Consider the following 19,329-nt stretch of genomic DNA (forward strand, 5'->3'; position numbering starts at 1 on the left):
GGGTCGGGGTCAGGAGGTGAGGGGGGCGCCCGCGGAATCCAGCGACGGGCCGATGGCGAGCCGGGCGCCGGGCGTGCGCCCGCGGCCCCAGCCGATCTGCGCCCGGTAGGCGCCGAGCGTCCCGTCCGCGGCGAGCGCCGCCTCGTCCGGGGGCTCGGGCAGCGCGTGCGAGCGCGGGTCGACGAACAGGGCGTCGACCGGGCAGTACGCCTCGCACATGAAGCAGGTCTGGCAGTCGCTCTGCCGGGCGACGACGGGGACGCCGTCCGCGCCGCGGTCGAAGACGTTCGTCGGGCACACGTCCACGCACTTGTCGCAGGCGATGCACCGCTTCCGCGAGACGATCTCGATCACGACGCCACCGCTCCGGTCTCCGGACGCGTCCAGATCTCGTCCAGGCCTCCGGTGAGGAGCCGGCGGTGCTGGGCCGGGTCCTGGTCGGGCAGGTCCTGGCGCTTGTGCATGCCCCGCGTCTCGGTGCGGGTGAGCGCGGCGCGGTACATCCAGCGGGCGTGCGCGGTCATGGCGGCGGCCGACCGCGCGCGCACGACCCCGGCGCCCTCCTCGCGCAGCGTGCCGCGCAGCTGCCGCCACGTCCGGTCCAGGGTGTCCAGGGCCGGGGCGAGGCGCCCGCCGTGCCGCAGCAGGTTCTTGTCGTAGGGCAGCACCTCGGCCTGGACGGCGGCGACGTAGTCGGCGTGGCCGCCCGCCGCCGGGCCCTCCGGGCGGACGCCCGCCTCGCCGAGGGCGTGCACGGTCCGCGCTCCGGCCCGTCCGCCCAGCGCGGCGGCGTACCGGGCGGCGCCCTGCCCGGCCCAGGTGCCGGACGACATCGCCCACGCGGCGTTGTGGCTTCCGCCGCCGGTGAAGCCGCCGCAGATCAGCTCGCGGGTGGCGGCGTCCCCCGCCGCGTACAGGCCGGGCACCGAGGTCGAGCAGTCGGCGCCGGCGATCCGGATGCCGCCGGTGCCGCGGACGGTCCCCTCGGCGAGCAGCGTGACGGGGAACAGGTCGGTGAACGGGTCGATGCCCTGCCGGTCGAACGGGAGGAAGAAGTTCGGCTGCGCCAGCCGCATCGCCCGCCGGTCCTCGGGCGTGGCCCGGTCGATGCGGCACAGGACGGGTTCGCTGAGCAGCGTCCGGGCGATCACCGATCGTCCCCGCCGGCTGCCCGCGCCTTCCAGGACCGTCCCGTCCGCATGGTAGAAGGTGGCGAACGAGTAGAACGCCGTCTTGGTCACGGACGTGAAGGCCGGGGCGATCGCGTAGGCGTTGGAGAACTCCATCCCGGACAGCTCCGCGCCCGCCTCCGCCGCGAACAGGGCGCCGTCCCCGGTGTTGACGTCGCAGCCCAGCGCCCTGCTGAGGAAGGCGCACCCGCCGGTGGCGAGCACGACCGCGCCCGCCCGGACCCGGAACGGCCGGTCGTCGCGCAGGCGGTACCCGGCGGCGCCGGCGACGGCCCCGGCGCCGTCCGCGAGCAGCTCGGTGACCGGGCTGTGGTCGAGGACCCGCACCCCCGACCGGCGGACCCGCACGCGCATCCGCCGCATGTACTCGGGGCCCTGCAGCCCGCGCCGGATCTGGCGGCCGTTCCCGTCCACCGGGAACGGGTACCGGGAGATCTCGGCCAGCTCGTTCATGTTCGCGTACGTCTGGTCGAGGACGCGGGCCATCCACCCGCGGTCGGCGAGGTACCCGCCGAGCGCCTCGCGGCCGGCCATGGCCGCCTCCCGGGCCTCCGGCTCCGGCTCGACGTACCAGACGCCGGTGCCCGCCGACGCCGTCGCGCCGCTCGTCCCGAGGTACCCCTTGTCGGCGAGGACGACGTCGGCGCCGGCCTCCGCAGCCTTGATCGCGGCCCACGCGCCGGCGGGGCCGCCGCCCGCGACGAGCACGTCGGCGGTCAGGTCGGTCATGATGCCTCCTTGGCGGTCAGACGGTCGGTCGAGCGGAGCTCGTCGGTTGAATGGCGGTGGGCGGGGGCTGGAGGACGGTCCGTCGAGCGGAGCTCGTCGATTGAATGGCGGTGGGCGGGGGCTGGAGGACGGTGCGCACGCCGAGGCCGTCGAGCAGGTCGCGCCGCAGCGCGATGAACCCCGGATCGTCCAGCGACCGCGGCCGGGGAAGGTCCACGGTGTACTCCCGTTCGATCCGGCCGTCCGCGAGCAGCAGCGCGCGGTCGGCGAGCAGGAGCGCCTCCTCGACGTCGTGGGTGACCAGCAGGACCGCCGGCCGGTGCTCGGCCCACAGGTCGGCTACGAGCGCCTGGGCGTTGAGCCTGGTGAGCGCGTCCAGGGCCCCGAACGGTTCGTCGAGCAGGAGAAGGTCGGGCGTCCGCACCAGCGCCCGTGCCAGCGCGACGCGCTGGGACTCGCCGCCGGACAGGGTGAGCGGCCACGCGTCGGCACGCGCCGTCAGCCCCACCTCGGCCAAGGCCGCCTCGGCCCGCTCGCGCAGGTTTCGTCCTCGCAGGCCCAGGACCACGTTGCCCCACACCCGGCTCCAGGGCAGCAGGCGGTGCTCCTGGTAGACGACGGCCCGCCTGCCGGGGACGTCGATCTCGCCGCCCCCCTCGCCGTCCAGCCCGGCCAGCGCCCGCAGCAGCGTGCTCTTCCCGGAGCCGCTCGCGCCGAGCAGCGCGACGAACTCGCCGGGCGCGATGTCGAGGTCCACGCCGTCCAGGACGGCGCGCTCGCCGAACACCCGCCGGAGCCCGCGGACGCGGACCCCTTGCGCAACCGTCGTCGTCATCGCGCCACCAGCCCCCGCCGCCACGCCAGGGCGCGCCGCTCGACGAGCCGCACCAGCAGGTCCGTCGACACGCCGAGCAGCGCGTACACCACGAGCAGCAGGAAGACGGTCTCCATCTGCAGGAACTGGGTGGCCTGGTTGATGAGGAAGCCGATGCCGCTGGCCGTCGCGGACTGCTCCACGACGACGAGCGTCAGCCAGGCGACGCCGAGCGACAGGCGCAGGCCGACGAGGATCTGCGGGAGCGCCCCCGGGAGGATGACCTTCCGGATGAGGCCGAGACGGCCGAGCCCGCAGGTGCGGGCCGACTCGACCAGCCGCTCGTCCACGCCCCGGATGCCGTGGAACACGTTGATGTAGAGCGGGAACACGACGCCGACCGCGATCAGGCCGACCTTGGACGTCTCGCCGATCCCGAACCAGATGATGAACAGCGGGACCAGCGCGAGGTGCGGAAGCATCCGGACCGCCTGGACCGGGGCGTCGATGACGTCCTCGCTGATCCTGAACAGCCCGGAGAGCAGCCCGAGGACGAGCCCCGCCGGCAGCCCGACGGCCAGGCCCTTCAGCACCCGCCCCAGCGACACTCCGAGGTTCTGGAACAGCGCGCCCGACGACGCCATCTCCCAGCCGCGGACGGCGACGTCGCTGAGCGGCGGGGTCGTGCTGCCGAGCCAGCCCGCGCGGGCGCCGGCCTCCCACAGCGCGAGGACGACGACGAGCCCGCTGACCTTGCGGGCCCGGCGCAGCAGGGACAGCAGCACGGCCCCGGAACGGGCGGCGACCGCGGGGCGCGCCGCCGCTTCGGGGATCGCCGAGCGCGGTGGATCGAGCAGATGGGTGGACACGAGGCACCTCCGGGAGGGGGCAGCGGAAGGAAGGCGGCAGGGGGCGCGGCGCCAAGGGGCAGCCGGTGATGGAGGGGGTTCGCCGATCAGTGGCGTCGGAGCACGAAAGAGCGGCTCAACAGGACGCGCTGCACACGCGAAGGAGGTCGACGTGGCGCCTCGCCACCAGGACCTCCGCTGCGTTCATGCCCACAGCATGCACTCGGCGCCCGCCCCTGTGAACCCCCCAAAAAGCCGTCCCCACCTGCACAGACGTCTGAACGAGGCCGCTTTCTCGATAAAACCTACCGTTTTACCTGGGAATATGCCGCGGGGAGCCCTCTTCGCTGATCGGCTTCGCGGTTACGCAGATCACACCGCCCGGAAACCCCGAGACGAACGGACCGTGACACGCCCTCCACAGAGAGGTCCGAACGTCCCCGACGGCTCGCTCGCCCGGATGCCCGCCGAGAGCCTCGGCGGGCATCCGCCCGTCCACGGCATCGCCGCGCCCGCCGGGTTACCAGGTCACGGGTAGTTCTACGGGGCCGTGGAAGAGGGAGTCCGTCCGCCAGCGGATCGATTCCGGGGGGACGGCCAGGCGCAGGTCGGGGAAGCGCCGCGTCAGGGCGGCGAGGGCCGTCTGCATCTCGGCGCGGGCGAGCTGGGCGCCGACGCAGAAGTGGGGGCCGTAGCCGAACGTCAGGTGCCTGTTGTCGGTGCGGCCGAGGTCCGTCACCTCCGGATCGGTGAACAGGGCGGGATCGCGGTTGGCCGCGAGCGACGACACCGCCACCGTGCTTCCGGCGGGTATCGGCACGCCGCCGATCTCCACGTCGCGGAGGGCCAGGCGGGGCGTGCCGACCGGCACCGACGGCACCGTCCGGAGCAGCTCCTCCACCGCCGTCGCCACCAGCTCCGGGTCGCGGTGCAGCGCCGCGTACATCTCGGGGCGCGTCAGAAGGGCGTACACGCTCCGGGCGAGCTGGTTCATCGTGGGCCCGTGCCCCGCGATCAGCAGGGTGATCGCGAGCCTGACCAGCTCCGCCTCGGTGATCCGCTCCTCTCGGTCGCGGACCATCAGCAGTTCGCTGACCAGGTCGTCGGCCGGTTCGGCGCGCCTGGCCGCGACCAGGTCGACGAAGTAGCGCTGGATCGCGGCGCGGGCGCGGTCGATCTCCTGCGGGGAGGAGCCGCGCAGCGCCATTATCGTCTCGGCCCAGCCGCGGAAGGAGTCGCGGTCCTCGCGCGGGACGCCGAGCAGCTCGCAGATGTCGGTGAGCGGCAGCGGCGCGCACAGGGACTGGACCAGGTCGGCCGGCGGCCCGCCCGCGGCCGTCTCGTCCAGCAGCCCGTCGACGACCTCCTCGATCCCCGCCCGCATGGCCTCGACGCGGCGGCGGTTGAACGCCTGGGCGACCGCGCGCCGGAGCCGGGTGTGCTCGGGCGGGTCCATCTCGAACAGGACCCTGCTGGAGCCGACCGGCTCCCGCGGCTCGGCGGGCGCGCGGGGCAGGAACGTCGCAGCGCTGCTGAAGGCCGGGTCGCACAGCACGTGCTGCGCATCGGCCGCCCGGGTCACGGCGTATCCGACATCGCCCGACAGCATCCGCGCGCGGACGACCGGGCCGGGCGTGCGGACGTCGTTGATCAGCGGGTGGCCGCCCGGTTCGGCCGGGCCCGTCGGCTCGCTCATCGCTCCGCCCGCCCGGTTCCGGGCGTCACGGCGGCCGCGCCGTCCCCGGCCGGGCCGGGGTGGTAGGCGCTGATGCGCGTGCGGGTCGCGCGGACCTTGGCGTCCAGATCGCGGAGCGCGGCTGCGAGCTCCCGGTGCCCGGGTGAGGCGAGGAAGCGCTCGTGGGCGTCCTCGTCGGTCCAGTCGCTGACCAGGTGGAAGGTGCCGGGGTCGCCGATGTCGCGCGACAGCGACTGGGCGACGTGCCCGGGGTGGCGGGCCGCCACGGCGGCCATCCGGCGCCAGGTCCGTTCGAACTCCGCGGCGCGGCCCTCGTCCACGCTGATCTCCAGCAGCAGCCGGTACGTCGCCTGCGGCCGGTCGTCCGACCAGTGGTAGAACTCCTCGGCCTGGGCCTGGCGCATGGCGGGGCGGTCCCTGTCGTACGGGACGAGCAGCGTCGCGAGCCGGGCGCTGATGTCGAGGAACCCGGGGTCGTCGCCGGCCGCGTACAGGGCCCGCTCGAACGAGGCGTCTCCCTCGACCAGGTGGATGTACAGGTCGTGGTAGGTCAGCAGCGTGCGGCGCGTGACGCCGATGCGGCGCGGCAGGTCGGTGCGGTCGTGCTCGCGGAACACCGCGGCGACGGCGTCCCGGTCGCCGGGCGCGATCCTCCGGATCATGACCGCCCGGTGGGTGGGCGGCGGGGCTTGGGGAAGCATGCTCGTCCTCCTTGACGTCGGGGCCCGGGTCACCGGCGCCTGGTCACGCGGCCTCCGCGGGGCGGCATTCCAGAACCGTCCAGTGCCCCTCCCGGGGACGGCCGACCAGCGCGAAACCGCACCGCGCCAGGAGCCGCCGCCACTCCTGCGGCCTCCGTTCGCGGCCGCCGAACAGCACCAGCATGTCGAGGTCGAGGAACTTGGCGTGGTCCCATCCGTTCCCTTCCGCCACCACGTGCTCGACGATGAAGAGCCGCGCGCCGCGCCGGTCGCCGATGGCCTCGCGCACGGCGGTCAGCAGCTCGGCGGCGCGCTCGTCCGGCCAGTTGTGCAGGACGGCCTTGAGCACGTACGCGTCGCAGTCGTCCGGCAGCGGGTCGGTGAAGAAGTCGCCGGCGATCCGGGTGACGCGGTCGCCGACCCCCTCCGCTTCGAGCACCTCCGCCGCCGCCTTGACGGCGCACGGCCGCTCGAACAGCACACCCGACGCGTCCGGTGCGCGCCGCAGCGCCGCCGCGAGGAAATGGCCCTGCCCGCCGCCGAGGTCGGCGATCCGGCCGAACCTCTCGGGCCCGACGACGTCCAGGTGGCGTTCGGTCTCCCAGCGGCCCAGCGTGGTCATGGTGCGGTCGAAGCGGGCGCCGTCCTCGGGGTTGTCCTCGAAGTAGCGCCAGATGTCGGTGCCCAGCGTCGGGACCGTCGCGGGCTCGCCGGTGCGGACGCTGTGCGCCAGCGCCCCGAACGGCTTCGTCACGTACGACCGCGTGCTGTGCAGGACCAGGGGCAGCAGGCTGTAGGGGTCGTCGGCGCGCAGGCCGTCGCCCAGCGGTGTGCTCGCGAACCGTCCGTCCGGCTGCTCCTCCATGATTCCGACGGAGGCGGCGCAGCGCAGGAGGCGGTAGAGCGCGTCCGGCACGGCGCCGGCGGCCGCGGCCAGTTCGGTGACGGAGCGCGGCCCGGACGCGGTCAGATCCGCCACGCCGAGTTCCGCGAGCGCGCTCACCACCGCGGCCAGCCGCATCCCGCACGTCAGGTACAGCAGGCGCTGCGCGTGGAGGTCGCCGGGCCCGTACCCGCCGGGGGCCGTGCGGGCGCGTTCCTCTAGGACCGCCTTGATGTGCGCCATCTGCTCGACGGTGCCGCGGTCGATGCGGTCGCGCATCGCGTCCTCGCTGATCGGGGAGTCCGGCTTCATCGCGAACTCCTGCCTCCACCGCATCAGCACGCCCGCCGCCTGCCGGCGGTACTCCCAGCGGATGTTCATGAACGCGAACGGCCCGGTCTCCACCCGGTGGGCGCGGACGGTGCGGGTCTCGGGATCGGGGGTGCGCCGCGACACCCACGACCAGACGTTGCCCTGCTCGTCCGGGTGGGTGGTGAGCCGGAACGTCACCGAGGGGCCGTCCCGTTCGATGATCTCCACGGCGGCGTACTCGGTGAACAGGTCGGGCCAGCCCGCCACGTCGTTGGTGTGCTCCCACACCAGCTCCATGGGCGCGTCGACCAGGATCTGGTTGTCGGTGCTCGCGGTCACGACCGGACCTCCCCGTCCCCGGCCGCGGCCTGGTTGAGGCAGCGGAGCATCTCGGCGGGGGTGCGGAGGTCGAACAGCCTGTCCTCGTCGAGGCGCAGGCCGAAGCGCTCGACCATCCGCGCGGAGACCTCCATCATCGCGACGGAGTCGTAGCCGAGGTCGGTGAAGGCGTGGTCGGCGATGTCGCCGCCGAGGTCGACGCCGTCGCTCTCGCCGGCGCAGGCGCGCAGGACGGCGACCAGGTCGGGCAGGGTTATCGGGCCGTCTTCGGCCATGTCAGCTCCTGGGGTCGTTTCCGGGAAGGGCGCGGGGAGCCCGTTCGTCGAGGTGTCCGGCCGCGGACGGGGCCTCGCGGGGGCAGGCGGCCAGGACGAGAGCGCTGTTGAACCCGCCCTCGCCGCGCGCCAGGATCAGCGCGTGGTCGATGCGGGCGGGCCGGGGGCGGCCGGTGACGAGGTCGAGTCCGTAGGACGGATCGGCCCGGACGTCGGCGGTCGGCGGGATCATCCCGTCGCGCATGGCCAGCAGGCAGGTCGCGACGTCGACGGCGGCGCCGCCCGCCGACATCCGCCCGGTCATCGCCTTGGGCGCGGTCACCGGGACGCCGCCGGCGCCGAACAGGCCGGTGAGCGCCTCGGCCTCGGCGCGGTCGCGCATCGCGCTGCCCGCGGCGTCCGCGAACACCACGTCGATCCGCTCCGGGGCGAGGCCGGCGTCGGCGAGGGCGAGCGCGGCGGCGTTGCGCAGGGTCGCCGGGCGGCCGGATCCCGGCGGCGGGTCCATGGTCGCGGCGTACCCCGCGACCCGCCCGTACCGGTGCCGGGCACCGCGGGCGCGGGCATGGCGCCCGCGTTCCAGGACGAGGATCGCGCCGCCCTCGGCGATCACATGGCCGGACGCGCCGGCGGCGAAGGGGAGGTAGGCGCTCGCCGGGTCGTCGCCGGAGGACAGCTGCGGAGCGGTCGGCGCGTCCCGGCCGGCCGACATCGCGGTCACCCCCCACGAGCACACCGGGGCCTCGAACCCCCCGGTCAGCACGCCGTCGGCGCCCTTGCGCAGCACGCGGCACGCCTGCCCGATCGCGTCCAGCCCCCCGGCCTGGCCGCTGACGAGGACGCCGCAGGGGCCGCGCAGTCCGTGCCGGATGGAGATCTGGCCGGTGTTGACCGCGTAGAACCACGCGTACGACTGGTACGCGCTGACCTTCTTCGGCCCCGCCGACCAGAGCTTGCGCAGCTCGTTCTCACCGAACTCGAAACCGCCGGCCGAGTTGGCCAGGACCACGCCGTACCGCAGCGACTCCTCGGGGGACGGCGACAGCCCGGCGTCGGTGAGCGCCCAGTCGGCGGCGGTCAGCGCCAGCTGGGTGAGGCGGTCGGTCTGCGGCAGCAGCCGTCCGGGCAGGTGGTCACGGGGGACGAATCCGGGGACCTCCCCGGAGAGCCGGGCCGGGTAGCCGCTCGGGTCGAACCGGGTGATGGGGCCGATCGCGATGCGGCCGGTGAGCGTCGCCTCCCAGTGCCGCTCGGCGCCCAGCCCGCTCGGCGAGACCACGCCGATCCCGGTGATGACGGCCTGGTCGTCCTCGGCGGCCGCCGCGTCCGCGGTCATCCCTGCCACCGTCCCGGGGCGCTGAGCACCATCGCGCTCTGGAAGCCGCCGAACCCGCTGCCGACCGTGAGCACCGTTTCGACCCGCTGCTCGCGCGCCGTCCCGGGGACGTAGTCGAGGTCGCATTCGGGATCGCGATGCCGCAGGTTCGCGGTGGGCGGGACGAGGTCGTGCTCGATCGCCAGCGCGCTCGCCGCGACCTCGATCGCGCCGATCGCGCCGAGCGAATGGCCCACCACCGACTTGATGGAGCTGACCGGCAGCCGGTAGGCGTTCTCCGGGCCGAGCGCGAGTTTGAAGGCGGCCGTCTCGTGCCGGTCGTTCTGCCGGGTGCCCGACCCGTGGGCGTTGATGTAGTCGACGCCCTCCGCGGGGACGCCGGCCTCGTCCAGCGCCGTGGTGATCGCCGCCGCCATCTCGACCCCGTCGGGCCGCAGCCCGGTCATGTGGTAGGCGTTGCTCCGGGACGCGAACCCGCGGATCTCCGCGTGCACGTGCGCCCCCCGCGCCCGGGCCGCCGCCGCGTCCTCCAGGACCAGCATCGCCGCGCCCTCGCCGAGCACGAACCCCGCCCGGGTGGCGTCGAAGGGGCGGCATGCCCGCTCGGGATCGTCGTTGTCCGGGGACGTCGCCCGGATCGCGTCGAAGCAGGCCACCGTGATCGGGGAGATGGGGGCCTCGCACGCCCCCGCCAGCACCACGTCCGCGGCGCCGTCGCGGATGATCTCCACACCGTGCGCGACGGCGTCCAGCCCGGAGGTGCATCCCGTCGACACCACGCAGGCGGGCCCCTCAGCGCCGACGTCCCAGGCGACCTCGCGGACCAGGGACGCCGGGACGAGGTAGTCGGGCAGGTGCGGGGAGCCGTAGGCCGGATCCACCACCGCCAGGCGGCCGCTGTCGCTGACCACGCTGTACTCGCGTTCGAGCGAGACGGTGCAGCCGACCGCGCTGCCGACGACCACGCCGGTGCGGGCGGGGTCGAGGTCGCCGGACCGCAGCCCGCAGGCGGCCAGGGCCTCCCTCGCGGTGACGAGGGCGAACTGGGCGGCGCGGTCCATCCGGCGCCGCTGCCGGGGCGTCAGCCCGTGCCTTCCCGCGTCGAAGTCGATCTCCGCGGCCATCTGGGACCGGTACGGCCCCGGATCGAACACGGTGATCGTGCGGAAGGTGGGCTTGCCGCCGGTCACGGTCTCCCAGAAACCGCTCGTTCCCGGGGCGCCCGGCGTCAGGACCCCGATCCCGGTGATCGCCACGGGGCGGGCCCGCCGCCCGCTCATGCCGGCTCCCGCTCGCCCGCGGCGGCGGGCGGCCGCGCGTCCACCGAGGGCGGGGGCCCGTCGCCGGCCGGCTCCGCGGTCTCCACATGCCCCATGTCGGGGCTCGGGGCCAGCGGTCCGAGGAAGAGCACGGCGGTCACCGGCCGGTCGGTCCGGTTCTCGTAGCGGTGCCGGGCACCGCGGCGGATCAGCACCGCCTCCCGGGCGTCCACGACGTGCTCGGTGCCGTTGACGGTGAGGACGAGGCGCCCGTCGGAGACGTAGACGTGCTCGTCCGTGTACGGATGGTAGTGCTCGCTGACACGCTCCCCCGGCCGGAGTTCGAGCAGGGCCATGAGGCCGGCCGTCGTCCGGGCCGTGCCCGGCGACAGGAGCATCCGGACGCTGCCGCCGAGCCGGTGGTTCGGTTCGACCTCGCGGGCGCGGACCTTGACGGCTTCGAGCGCGGTCACGTTCCCTGGCCCCGCTTTCCGGCCGCTGTCGATCCGCGGAGCATGGGGGTACGGCTCATAGGGGGTTGTGTCCTTCCTGGTCGGCGGCGGCCCCTCTCGCCGTGCTCGGCTGCCGAGAGTGGCCGGTACGCCTCTGGAGATCGGTGGTGAGCGTCGCGCCGGCGCCTTCCCGCCGCGGGAGACCACGTGCGCACGATCCGGCTTCGCTCCTTTCCGGGAACCGCGCGAACTCTCTTCTTTATAGCCAACAGAAAACGATCAATGACAGGTCACAGGTAGATTTTTGCGAGATCCTCGGAGCGCAGTTCTTCTGAAATCCGGACCGAGTGCGCCATCACGGCGCCCCGCCTCCGAGCGGGTGCCAATTTGGGCCTTTTGTTCCGCATGCCTCAGCCGCACACCTGGCCGGGTGAGGCACACTTCGCCGGTTATGCGAACGACGCGCCGTCAGCTCGCGACAACGAGGATCAATGCCTCTGACCTGGAGAGAAAGACGCATGAGGACACGCTGACGACCCGAGGAGCACGAATCGACCCAAGCGCCCCTTCATAACACCGAAGAATTTCAAGGAACCAATTATCGCGAGAATGAAACCCGACGAGATGGAGTCTCCGCGCCAAAGTTCATGACGACTGCATACCCAATGACGGAGCGGCCGAGGGGACGTTCGCCCGCGCTTTCGGCGACGAATGAGCGGCCGGAATTCCGCCGTCCCGGTGCTGGCGTCCCCCGGGGTCGCCGCTCACTCAGCGCCGTGGCACCTGCCGGATCCGTCCCCGAGCCGGAGCGCGAAGCCCGAGTCCGGCCAGGACGGTTTGCGGGCCGACGCTCCGCGCGACGGACGCCGGTACGGCCCCTAGAGTGATCTTGGGCGGCAGTCATGACGATCGAGGGGCCGGAAATGACCGAGAACCAGGTGGACCTGAATATCGAGATCCCCCATTCCGCCCGGGTCTACGACTACATTCTCGGCGGCAAGGACAACTGTCCGGCCGACCGCGAGGCCGCGGCGAACATCGTCGCCGACTGGCCCCACCTGCCGAAGTCCATGCGGGCCAACCGGCATTTCATGGCACGGACGACCCGCCGTCTCACCGCCGAGTTCGGCATCCGGCAGTTCCTCGACATCGGCACGGGGCTGCCGGTTCCGACCACCTGCGCGGCACCCTCGACCTGAGCCTGCCTGTGGCGCTGAGCCTGATCGCGATCGTGCACTTCATCCCGGACGACGCCGAGGTGCAGCGGATCATCGACCGCCTCATGGAGCCTCTGGCTCCGGGCAGCATGCTGACGGTGTCGACCTGCACGGCCGACAGCGCCCCGGAGGACATTCCGAGCGGAGCTGGTCAGGCCGTGGCCAGGGCGGGCAGGCCCGGTCCGGAGAGATCGTCCAACGCCGCACGGCGGCCGGAGATCGCCAGGAGCAGGGAGAGCGCGGTTCCGCTCGCCTCCGGGCCGTCTCCGATCGAGAGGCCGGCGTCCGTCGCGGTCAGGCGGAGGCGGGTCGTCAGCTCCTTGGCTCCGCCGAACGACGCCGGTGTGCGGGCCTGGTAACGGAGCGATCTGACGACGGCCTCCAGCGGGTAGGCGTGGACGATTCCCAGAGGCCGGCGGATGTCCTCACCGTGGACGACCTCTTCGACGAGCCGGCTGTCGAGCGGCGCCGGAGGGGTCGACGTCCGGGAGGCCACCTGGCGGAGCCGCTCCAGGGTCTCCTGAGGTGAGACGCCGCGCTCGCGCGCCACCCCCTGCGTGTTCTGGCGGTCGAAGTCGAACCGGGCCCGAGCGAGCCTGGCGACGAACCCGAGGCGGGTCGTGCGGGCCGTGTCGATCAGGTGGGCCACCACGTCATGCACCGTCCAGCCGTCGCAGAGCGAAGGCCGCTCCCACTGCTCGCCTTCGAGATGCGAGAGGTCGTCGATCAGTGCCGCCCGCTCCGCGTGCACCATCGGCCACACATCGTTTCCCACGCCTTCTCCTCCTGTCGCCAACGGGTCGGGAATGAAGACCCGCGGCCCGGCGAGAACTCATCGCGGCGCCTGCGGATGCCCCTGGCCTGCGGGTTCGCGGCCGGTTCGCGGCGGGATCGGCGGCGTTGTGGCGCTTGACACACCGGATCGGCCCCGCTTAACCTCCCGTCAACCGACAGGCACAGACGAAGACACCCCTGTCAGTGGTCTTCGTCTGTGCCTTTGTCATTCCCGGACCGCTGGCAAGGGTTTCAACCCCCGAAAGGCGGCGGGCATGAACGACGGCCCTGCGAGCACGAGAACGGCGGTCATCCGCAACGCGGCGGACGCGGCCGGGCTCATCGACACCCTCACCAGTCTGCGCGGCCGAGCGAACTGGATCTGGTTCCTGGCCCTGTCGGGCCTGTTCCTGGACGCCTACTCCAACGCGGCGCTCGGCGCGGGGCTGTCCCCCATGGTCGAGCAGCTCGATCTTTCGCCCACGCAGGTCAGCGTGCTCACCGCGATGGCCCCGGCCATCGCGATCGTCTCCAATCCCTTCGGCGGCTGGCTCGCCGCCCGGATCGGCCGGATCAAGCCCCTGCTGATGACGAAGGTCGTCTTCGGGGTCGGCGCGGTCCTGACCGCGGTCGGCTCGGACTTCCAGACCGTCTTCGCCGGGCGGGCGCTGGTGGGCGTCGCCTACGGCATCGACTTCGCCGTGGCGATGGCGCTGCTCGCCGAGTACACCCCGTCCTCGCTCAAGGGCAGGCTCAACTTCTGGCAGGGCGCCTGGTACGTGGCGACGACCACCAACCTCGCGCTCACGCTCCTGTTCTACAAGCTCGACGTCGGCTCCGACATCTGGCGATGGTCGGTGGGCTCGGCGGTCGTCTTCGCGACCGCGCTGCTCGTCCTCCAGATGGCCTTCCTGGTCGAGAGCCCGACCTGGCTGGCGTCCAAGGGCCGGCTGCGGGAGTGCGCGGCGAACCTGCGCCGCATGTACGGGGTGCGGGCGGAGGAGGGCCCGCCGGAGACCCCGCAGGCCCTGGAGGCGCGCCACCAGGTCGGCATCCGGGACGCGGGAGTGCTGTTCCGCGGCGCATACCTGCCCCGGACCGTGCTGTCGACGGTGATCTCCCTGACCCAGTCCATGCAGTACTTCGCCGTCGGCTGGTACCTCCCGGTGATCAGCTTGGAGCTGTTCGGCAAGGAGTTCGAGAAGGCGACCGCGGGCTCCATGGCGTTCAACGCCGTCGGCATCGTCGGCGGATGCCTGTCGGCCTACTTCGGGCGCCGGCTCGGCCTGCGGGTGAGCTCGGCGGCCGGGTACGCGGTGGTGTTCGTGGCACTGCTGGTCATGGGCGCGACGTTCAAGCAGCTCCCGATCGCGCTGGCCGCGGCGCTGCCGGTGCTGTTCATCTTCTTCCACTCCGCCGGCCCCGGCCCGAACGGCAAGTCGATCGCGGCGCTGTCGTACCGCAGCGACATCCGCACCCTCGGCACCGGCGTGACCGGGATGCTCGGCAGCTTCGGCTCCGTCGCGGGCCTGTACGTGTTCCCGCAGCTCCAGGCCGCTTTCGGGGTAGGCGCCAGCCTGATGGTGCTGTCGGCCGTCCCGCTGCTCGGCCTGGTCACCTGCGTGATCGTCAAGTGGGACCCGACGCGCGTCGCGGTGAACCTGGAGGAGGAGCCGATCCGGCTGGAGCGGCGCGAGACGGTGCCGGCCTGAGCGCGCGCTGACGAGAGGAATGTTTCGCAGATGATCAGAGAGCGCCGGCGCGGCGTGCTGAGCATCGACGAGGGCACCACCGGGACCCGCGCCGCCGTCGTCCTCGACGACGGCGGCGCGGCACCGGCCGCGTACCTGCCGATCTCGGTGCGCTCCCCCGACCACCTGCGCGTGGAGCAGGACGCGGCGGAGATCTGGGAGAACACCGTCCGGGTCTGCCGGACGGCCCTGGAGCGGGCCGCCGCGGACCGGGTGGAGATCACGGGGGTGTCGATCTCCACCCAGCGCGCGACCGTCCTGCTGTGGGACGCGGTGACCGGGGAACCGCTCAGCCCCGCCGTGGTGTGGCAGGACCGCCGCTACGCCGAGCGGCTGCGGGAGTGGGAGCCGGACTGGGACGAGCGGCTCGCCGCGTTCACCGGGCGGCCGGTCGGGTCCCGCGCCCCGCTGCTGTGGGCGGCGGAGGAGGCCGCCCGGAACGAGGAGGCGCGGCGGGCGCACGAGCGGGGCCGGCTGCTGTTCGGGTCGATCGACACCTGGCTGGTCTGGAAGCTCACCGGCGGCGCCCGGCACGTCATGTCCGCGACGAACGCCGTCGCGGCCGGCGCCTACGACCTGCGGACCGGCGGCTGGTACGGGCCCTGGGCGGACTTCCTCGGCTGCCCGCCCGACATCCTGCCGTCCGTCGTGGACGAGGACGGGGACTTCGGCTCCACCGACCCGTCCGTCCTCGGGGTGCGGCTGCCGATCCTGGCGGTTATGGGCGACCAGCACGCGGCGATGGTCGCGCTCGGCGCGCACCGGCCCGGCCAGGCGATGTGCGTGCACGGGACGGGCACGTTCCTGGACGCCGTCGCGGGCGACCGGCCGCCCGCCCACCGCGACCGGGTGCCCGGCGTGCTGACCCTGGTCGCCTGGCGCTCGCGCGGCGTGCCGCTGTTCAGCCTGGAGGGGTTCGCCGCGACGACCGGCTCGGCGGTGCGCTGGCTCTGCGAGGAGATCGGGCTGTTCGAGTCGCCCCGGCGGCTGACCGAACTGGCCGGGGAGCACCCCGGGCCGTCCCGCGTGCGGTTCGTGCCCGCGCTCGCGGGGCTGCGCACGCCGGTCTGGGCGCCGGAGGCCACCGGACTCCTCTCCGGGCTGAGCCTGTCCACCACCCGGGCCGAGCTCGCCCGGGGCGTCATCGACGGATTCGCGCACTCGGTGTGCGATCTGCTGGAAGGCGTGGAGGCGGCCATGGGGCGGCCCGTCACCGACCTCGTCTGCGGCGGCGGCCTGGCCGGCAGCGACGTCCTGATGTCCGCCCAGGCCGACCTGATCGGGCGGCCGGTGCGCCGCGCCCTCGCCCACGAGACCGCCAGCCTGCGCGGCGCCGCCTACCTCGGCGGCGTGCGCGCGGGACTGTGGCCCGACCTCGCCTCGGCGGTGGCCGGGCTCGGCACCGCCCCGGTGTTCGAGCCCGCGCTCCCCGACGGCGACCGCCGGGAGGCCCGCGCCGCATGGCGCGACCTGCTGGCCCGCCATGTCCCCACCCACTCAACGAAGGAATCGACGTCGTGATCCGGCTTACCGAACGCAAGGCGAGGTCAGAGACGAGGAACGCGATCCGCCGCACCCCGCTGGCGCTGGACCGCGGCACGCAGATCGAGCGGCTCGCGACCCAGCGGTTCGACGTGCTCGTCGTCGGCGGCGGCGTCACCGGCTGCTACACGGCGCTGGACGCCGTCAGCCGGGGGCTGAAGGTCGCGCTCGTGGAACGGGACGACTTCGCCTCGGGCACGTCCTCCAAGTCCTCGAAGATGGTGCACGGCGGCCTGCGCTACATCGAGCAGGGCAACCTGCCGCTGGTGCGGCGCTCGCTGCTGGAGCGGCAGAGGCTGCGCCGCAACGCCCCCCATCTGGTGCAGCGGCTCCCCTTCGTGTTCCCCGTGCTCACCCAGGACGGCGTGTTCGACCCGCGCATCGCCAAGGCCTTCGAGGGCCTGCTGTGGACCTACGACCTCGCGGGCGGCTGGCGCATCGGGCGGCTCCACCAGCGGCTGACGGTGCCGGAGGTCCTGGTCCGCGCCCCCCGGCTGCGCGCCGACCGCCTCAGGGGCGGCCTGCTCTACTACGACAGCCGCACCGACGACGCCCGCCTCACCCTGACCATCGCGCGGACCGCCGCGCACTTCGGCGCGACCGTCCTCAACGGCGCCGCCTGCCGCGGCCTGATCCGCGAGAACGGCCGCGTGCGCGGCGCCACCGTCCATGTCGACGGCCGCGACGTCGAGGTGCGCGCGGGGGTGGTCGTCAACGCGACGGGGGTCTGGTCCGACACGCTCGACGCGCTGTCGGATCCCGGCCACCGGCCGCGCGTCCGTCCCGCCAAGGGCGTGCACATCGTGGTGCCGTGGACCCGGCTGCCGATCGACGGGACCGTGACCGTGCCCGTCCCCGGCCGCGCCCGCCGCGCCACGTGCACCCGCTGGGGCGACGTGGTCGTGGTCGGCACCACCGACACCGACTACGACGGGCCGCTGGACGAGGTGCTGTGCACGCGGGAGGAGATGCAGTACCTCCTCGACGGGGCCAACACCGCGTTCGACGCCGAACTGGGCGCGGAGGACGTCGTCGGGTCGATCGCCGGGCTGCGCCCGCTCGTCGGGGGCAAGGAGGGCGCCACCCTCGACATGAGCCGCGACCACCGGATCGCCACCGACGCGCACGGGCTGGTCACCGTCACCGGAGGCAAGCTCACCACCAGCCGCCACATGGGCGAGCTGGTCGTGGACGAGGCGCTGAAGGAGCTCGGCCGCAAGGCGCGCTGCCGCACCGTCCGCCTCCCGCTGCTGGGCGGGGCGGGCTACGACGCGGAGGCCACCTCGGCGACGGGGGGTCTCGGCGCGCACCTGGGCGAGCGGTACGGCACCGAGGCCCGCTTCGTCGCCGATCTCATCGCCGAGGACGCCTCCCTGGCCGAGCCGGTCGTCGAGGGCGGCGGCCACCTGCGGGCCGAGGTGGTGTACGCGGCCCGCTGCGAGCTGGCGCGGACCGTCGACGACGTGCTGTCGCGCCGCACCCGGATGCGGCTGTTCGCCCGCGACCTGTCGGTCAAGGCGGCCCCGGAGGTCGCGCGGCTGCTGCAGCGGGAGCTGGGGCTGTCCGACGAGGAGGCCGGGCGGCAGATCGAGGACTACGTCTCCGGCGTGGAGCGGGAGCGGACCGTACTGATGGAGGAGAACCGTTGATCAGCAGGCAGACCATCACCCACCCCTTCAACCGCGGGGACTACGTCGTCGGGGCGCCCACGCCGCCGCGCTGGGCCGCCGACTGCCCGCCCGGCGACGGCGAGGCGAGCCTGCAGCAGGGCGCGGTCGCGGTGCCGGAGGCGGTCCTCGCCGAGCTGCGGGCGGCTGCGGCCGCCGTGCACACCGGCCGGGACGAGGTGGTCCGGCGGACCCGCGACTGGTGGGCGGGCACGTCCATCGGCGAGACCGACGGGCGCCCGGCCACCCCCGACGCGGTGGTCGTCGAGGCGGCCGACGAGGAGCAGGTGGCCGCCGTGGTCCGGATCTGCGCCGCGCACCGCGTCCCGCTGACGGTGTCGGCGGGACGCAGCAACGTGCTCGGCGCGGCGCTGCCGGTGTTCGGCGGGGTCGTGCTGGACGTCTGCCGGCTCGACCGGATCCTGTCCTTCGACGCCGAATCGATGATCGTCGAGGTGCAGGCGGGGATGTTCGGCGACCTGTTCGAGAAGGAGCTCCAGGAGGTCCACGGCGCCACCGCGGGGCACTGGCCGTCGGCCTTCGCGATCTCCACGGTCGGCGGCTGGGCGGCCTGCCGGGGGGCGGGCCAGCTCTCCACCCGGTACGGCAAGATCGAGGACATGGTCGTGGGGCTGGACGTGGTCCTGCCCGACGGATCGACCGCGAGCTTCGGCACCTACCCCCGGGCGGCCGTCGGCCCCGACCTGCGGCAGCTGTTCATCGGCTCCGAGGGCACGCTCGGCGTGATCACCCGGCTGCGGCTGCGGACCCACCGGCTGCCGGAGTACGCGTCGGGCCTGGCGTACGGGTTCGCCACGTTCTCCGACGGGCTGGACGCCTGCCGCGAGATCCTCCAGCGCGGCGCGACCCCGGCGGTGCTGCGCCTGTACGACGCGCACGAGAGCGGCACCCACTTCGGCGAGCCGGACACCAACCTGCTGCTGATCGCCGATGAGGGCGACCCGGCGCTGGTGGACGCGACGATGGCCGTCGCCGAGGAGGTCTGCGCGGCTCGCGCCCCGGTGACGCTGGACGGCGACGCGGTCCTGGCGCGCTGGCTCGACGAGCGGATGATCGTGGGCAAGTCGGGCGACGGGTTCGCCAAGGGGCCCGGCTTCGTGGCCGACACCTGCGAGATCGCGGCGCCGTGGTCGTCGCTCACGGCCCTCTACGACGAGGTGATCGCGGCCGTCGAAGCCGTCCCGGGGACGCTGCGCGCCTCCGCGCACCAGTCCCACGCCTACACCGACGGCGCCTGCCTGTACTTCTCCCTGCGCGGCGACGTGGAACGCTCCCGCCGGCGGGAGTGGTACCGGGCGGCCTGGGACGCCGCCAACGACGTGCTCGTCCGGCACGGCGCCGCGATCAGCCACCACCACGGCGTGGGCCTGCTCCGGTCCCCCTACGTGCGGCCCTCTCTGGGCAGCGGCTTCGGCACCCTGGCGGCGGTCAAGCGGGCCCTCGACCCGAACGGGATCATGAACCCGGGGAAGCTGGGCCTGCCCGGGTTCTCCGAGGACCTCCGAGGATAAATAGGGTGTATT

At 73.6% G+C, this 19,329-nt stretch carries 17 protein-coding genes and 1 pseudogene; 6 read left to right on the plus strand and 12 right to left on the minus strand.

All coding sequences use genetic code 11. The features are described from left to right. Nucleotides 1-9: 9 nt before the first annotated feature. From AB0C87_RS16985 to AB0C87_RS17035, 11 genes are all read right to left on the minus strand, one after another. Entirely contained in the window at nucleotides 10-354 is a 345-nt protein-coding gene (locus tag AB0C87_RS16985; RefSeq protein ID WP_360578340.1) for a ferredoxin family protein, read from the minus strand. Then, nucleotides 351-1,919: an FAD-binding protein gene (locus AB0C87_RS16990; RefSeq protein ID WP_353831253.1), complete on the minus strand. Its 1,569-nt coding sequence runs from the start codon at nucleotides 1,917-1,919 to the stop codon at nucleotides 351-353. Before AB0C87_RS16990 ends, AB0C87_RS16985 begins: the two co-directional genes overlap by 4 nt. A gap of 16 nt (nucleotides 1,920-1,935) precedes the next feature. Continuing rightward, complete coding sequence (locus AB0C87_RS16995; RefSeq protein ID WP_360578342.1) at nucleotides 1,936-2,754, minus strand: ABC transporter ATP-binding protein; 819 nt, start codon at nucleotides 2,752-2,754, stop codon at nucleotides 1,936-1,938. Further along, nucleotides 2,751-3,602: an ABC transporter permease gene (locus AB0C87_RS17000; protein WP_360578344.1), complete on the minus strand. Its 852-nt coding sequence runs from the start codon at nucleotides 3,600-3,602 to the stop codon at nucleotides 2,751-2,753. Before AB0C87_RS17000 ends, AB0C87_RS16995 begins: the two co-directional genes overlap by 4 nt. 499 nt (nucleotides 3,603-4,101) lie before the next feature. Then, nucleotides 4,102-5,277, minus strand: a complete 1,176-nt coding sequence (locus AB0C87_RS17005; RefSeq protein WP_360578346.1) for a cytochrome P450 — start codon at nucleotides 5,275-5,277, stop codon at nucleotides 4,102-4,104. After that, entirely contained in the window at nucleotides 5,274-5,978 is a 705-nt protein-coding gene (locus AB0C87_RS17010; RefSeq protein WP_360578348.1) for a TcmI family type II polyketide cyclase, read from the minus strand. Before AB0C87_RS17010 ends, AB0C87_RS17005 begins: the two co-directional genes overlap by 4 nt. Before the next feature lie 43 nt (nucleotides 5,979-6,021). After that, nucleotides 6,022-7,512, minus strand: coding sequence for a methyltransferase (locus AB0C87_RS17015; RefSeq protein WP_345172191.1), 1,491 nt, complete (start codon nucleotides 7,510-7,512; stop codon nucleotides 6,022-6,024). Next, nucleotides 7,509-7,787 (minus strand): phosphopantetheine-binding protein, encoded by a 279-nt coding sequence (locus tag AB0C87_RS17020; protein ID WP_353831245.1) that lies wholly within the window; start codon nucleotides 7,785-7,787, stop codon nucleotides 7,509-7,511. The genes AB0C87_RS17015 and AB0C87_RS17020 overlap by 4 nt, the downstream gene beginning before the upstream one ends. 1 nt (nucleotide 7,788) lies before the next feature. Continuing rightward, nucleotides 7,789-9,123 carry a ketosynthase chain-length factor gene (locus AB0C87_RS17025; RefSeq protein ID WP_360578350.1) on the minus strand — a complete coding sequence of 445 codons (1,335 nt, stop codon included), beginning with the start codon at nucleotides 9,121-9,123 and terminating at the stop codon, nucleotides 7,789-7,791. Next, entirely contained in the window at nucleotides 9,120-10,403 is a 1,284-nt protein-coding gene (locus AB0C87_RS17030; RefSeq protein WP_353831243.1) for a beta-ketoacyl synthase N-terminal-like domain-containing protein, read from the minus strand. The genes AB0C87_RS17025 and AB0C87_RS17030 overlap by 4 nt, the downstream gene beginning before the upstream one ends. Beyond that, the gene (locus tag AB0C87_RS17035) at nucleotides 10,400-10,855 is read right to left on the minus strand and encodes a cupin domain-containing protein (RefSeq protein WP_345172183.1); all 456 of its coding nucleotides are present in this window, start codon (nucleotides 10,853-10,855) and stop codon (nucleotides 10,400-10,402) included. The genes AB0C87_RS17030 and AB0C87_RS17035 overlap by 4 nt, the downstream gene beginning before the upstream one ends. Nucleotides 10,856-11,736: 881 nt before the next feature. Here AB0C87_RS17035 and AB0C87_RS17040 point away from each other — a divergent pair. Continuing rightward, the gene (locus AB0C87_RS17040; RefSeq protein WP_360578353.1) at nucleotides 11,737-12,033 is read left to right on the plus strand and encodes an SAM-dependent methyltransferase; all 297 of its coding nucleotides are present in this window, start codon (nucleotides 11,737-11,739) and stop codon (nucleotides 12,031-12,033) included. Between the two features lie 8 nt (nucleotides 12,034-12,041). Beyond that, nucleotides 12,042-12,176 (plus strand): annotated as a pseudogene (locus tag AB0C87_RS17045) (SAM-dependent methyltransferase); the annotation flags it as partial. Between the two features lie 26 nt (nucleotides 12,177-12,202). Here AB0C87_RS17045 and AB0C87_RS17050 read toward each other — a convergent pair. Further along, a complete protein-coding gene (locus tag AB0C87_RS17050; protein ID WP_360578355.1) occupies nucleotides 12,203-12,826 on the minus strand; it encodes a maleylpyruvate isomerase family mycothiol-dependent enzyme in 624 nt (207 codons plus the stop codon). Between the two features lie 274 nt (nucleotides 12,827-13,100). On the opposite strand from AB0C87_RS17050, the gene AB0C87_RS17055 reads away from it, so the two are divergent. From AB0C87_RS17055 to AB0C87_RS17070, 4 genes are read left to right on the plus strand one after another with little or no spacing between them, the layout of a single operon-like run. Beyond that, nucleotides 13,101-14,537: an MFS transporter gene (locus AB0C87_RS17055; protein WP_345172174.1), complete on the plus strand. Its 1,437-nt coding sequence runs from the start codon at nucleotides 13,101-13,103 to the stop codon at nucleotides 14,535-14,537. Nucleotides 14,538-14,567: 30 nt separating this feature from the next. Beyond that, nucleotides 14,568-16,097 (plus strand): FGGY family carbohydrate kinase, encoded by a 1,530-nt coding sequence (locus tag AB0C87_RS17060; RefSeq protein ID WP_360578357.1) that lies wholly within the window; start codon nucleotides 14,568-14,570, stop codon nucleotides 16,095-16,097. Beyond that, a complete protein-coding gene (locus tag AB0C87_RS17065) occupies nucleotides 16,094-17,767 on the plus strand; it encodes a glycerol-3-phosphate dehydrogenase/oxidase (protein ID WP_360578359.1) in 1,674 nt (557 codons plus the stop codon). The genes AB0C87_RS17060 and AB0C87_RS17065 overlap by 4 nt, the downstream gene beginning before the upstream one ends. After that, nucleotides 17,764-19,317: an FAD-binding protein gene (locus AB0C87_RS17070; protein WP_353831236.1), complete on the plus strand. Its 1,554-nt coding sequence runs from the start codon at nucleotides 17,764-17,766 to the stop codon at nucleotides 19,315-19,317. The genes AB0C87_RS17065 and AB0C87_RS17070 overlap by 4 nt, the downstream gene beginning before the upstream one ends. Nucleotides 19,318-19,329: the final 12 nt, after the last annotated feature.

It is taken from the genome of Actinomadura sp. NPDC048021, from assembly GCF_040653135.1.
GTDB classification, from domain to species: Bacteria; Actinomycetota; Actinomycetes; order Streptosporangiales; family Streptosporangiaceae; genus Spirillospora; species Spirillospora verrucosospora.

Coding starts and splice junctions, on each gene's coding strand:
- AB0C87_RS16990 (WP_353831253.1), bottom strand. CDS start 1,919: ATGACCGACCTGACCGCCGACGTGCTCGTCGCGGGCGGCGGCCCCGCC.
- AB0C87_RS16995 (WP_360578342.1), bottom strand. CDS start 2,754: ATGACGACGACGGTTGCGCAAGGGGTCCGCGTCCGCGGGCTCCGGCGG.
- AB0C87_RS17005 (WP_360578346.1), bottom strand. CDS start 5,277: ATGAGCGAGCCGACGGGCCCGGCCGAACCGGGCGGCCACCCGCTGATC.
- AB0C87_RS17010 (WP_360578348.1), bottom strand. CDS start 5,978: ATGCTTCCCCAAGCCCCGCCGCCCACCCACCGGGCGGTCATGATCCGG.
- AB0C87_RS17020 (WP_353831245.1), bottom strand. CDS start 7,787: ATGGCCGAAGACGGCCCGATAACCCTGCCCGACCTGGTCGCCGTCCTG.
- AB0C87_RS17025 (WP_360578350.1), bottom strand. CDS start 9,123: ATGACCGCGGACGCGGCGGCCGCCGAGGACGACCAGGCCGTCATCACC.
- AB0C87_RS17030 (WP_353831243.1), bottom strand. CDS start 10,403: ATGAGCGGGCGGCGGGCCCGCCCCGTGGCGATCACCGGGATCGGGGTC.
- AB0C87_RS17040 (WP_360578353.1), top strand. CDS start 11,737: ATGACGATCGAGGGGCCGGAAATGACCGAGAACCAGGTGGACCTGAAT.
- AB0C87_RS17055 (WP_345172174.1), top strand. CDS start 13,101: ATGAACGACGGCCCTGCGAGCACGAGAACGGCGGTCATCCGCAACGCG.
- AB0C87_RS17060 (WP_360578357.1), top strand. CDS start 14,568: ATGATCAGAGAGCGCCGGCGCGGCGTGCTGAGCATCGACGAGGGCACC.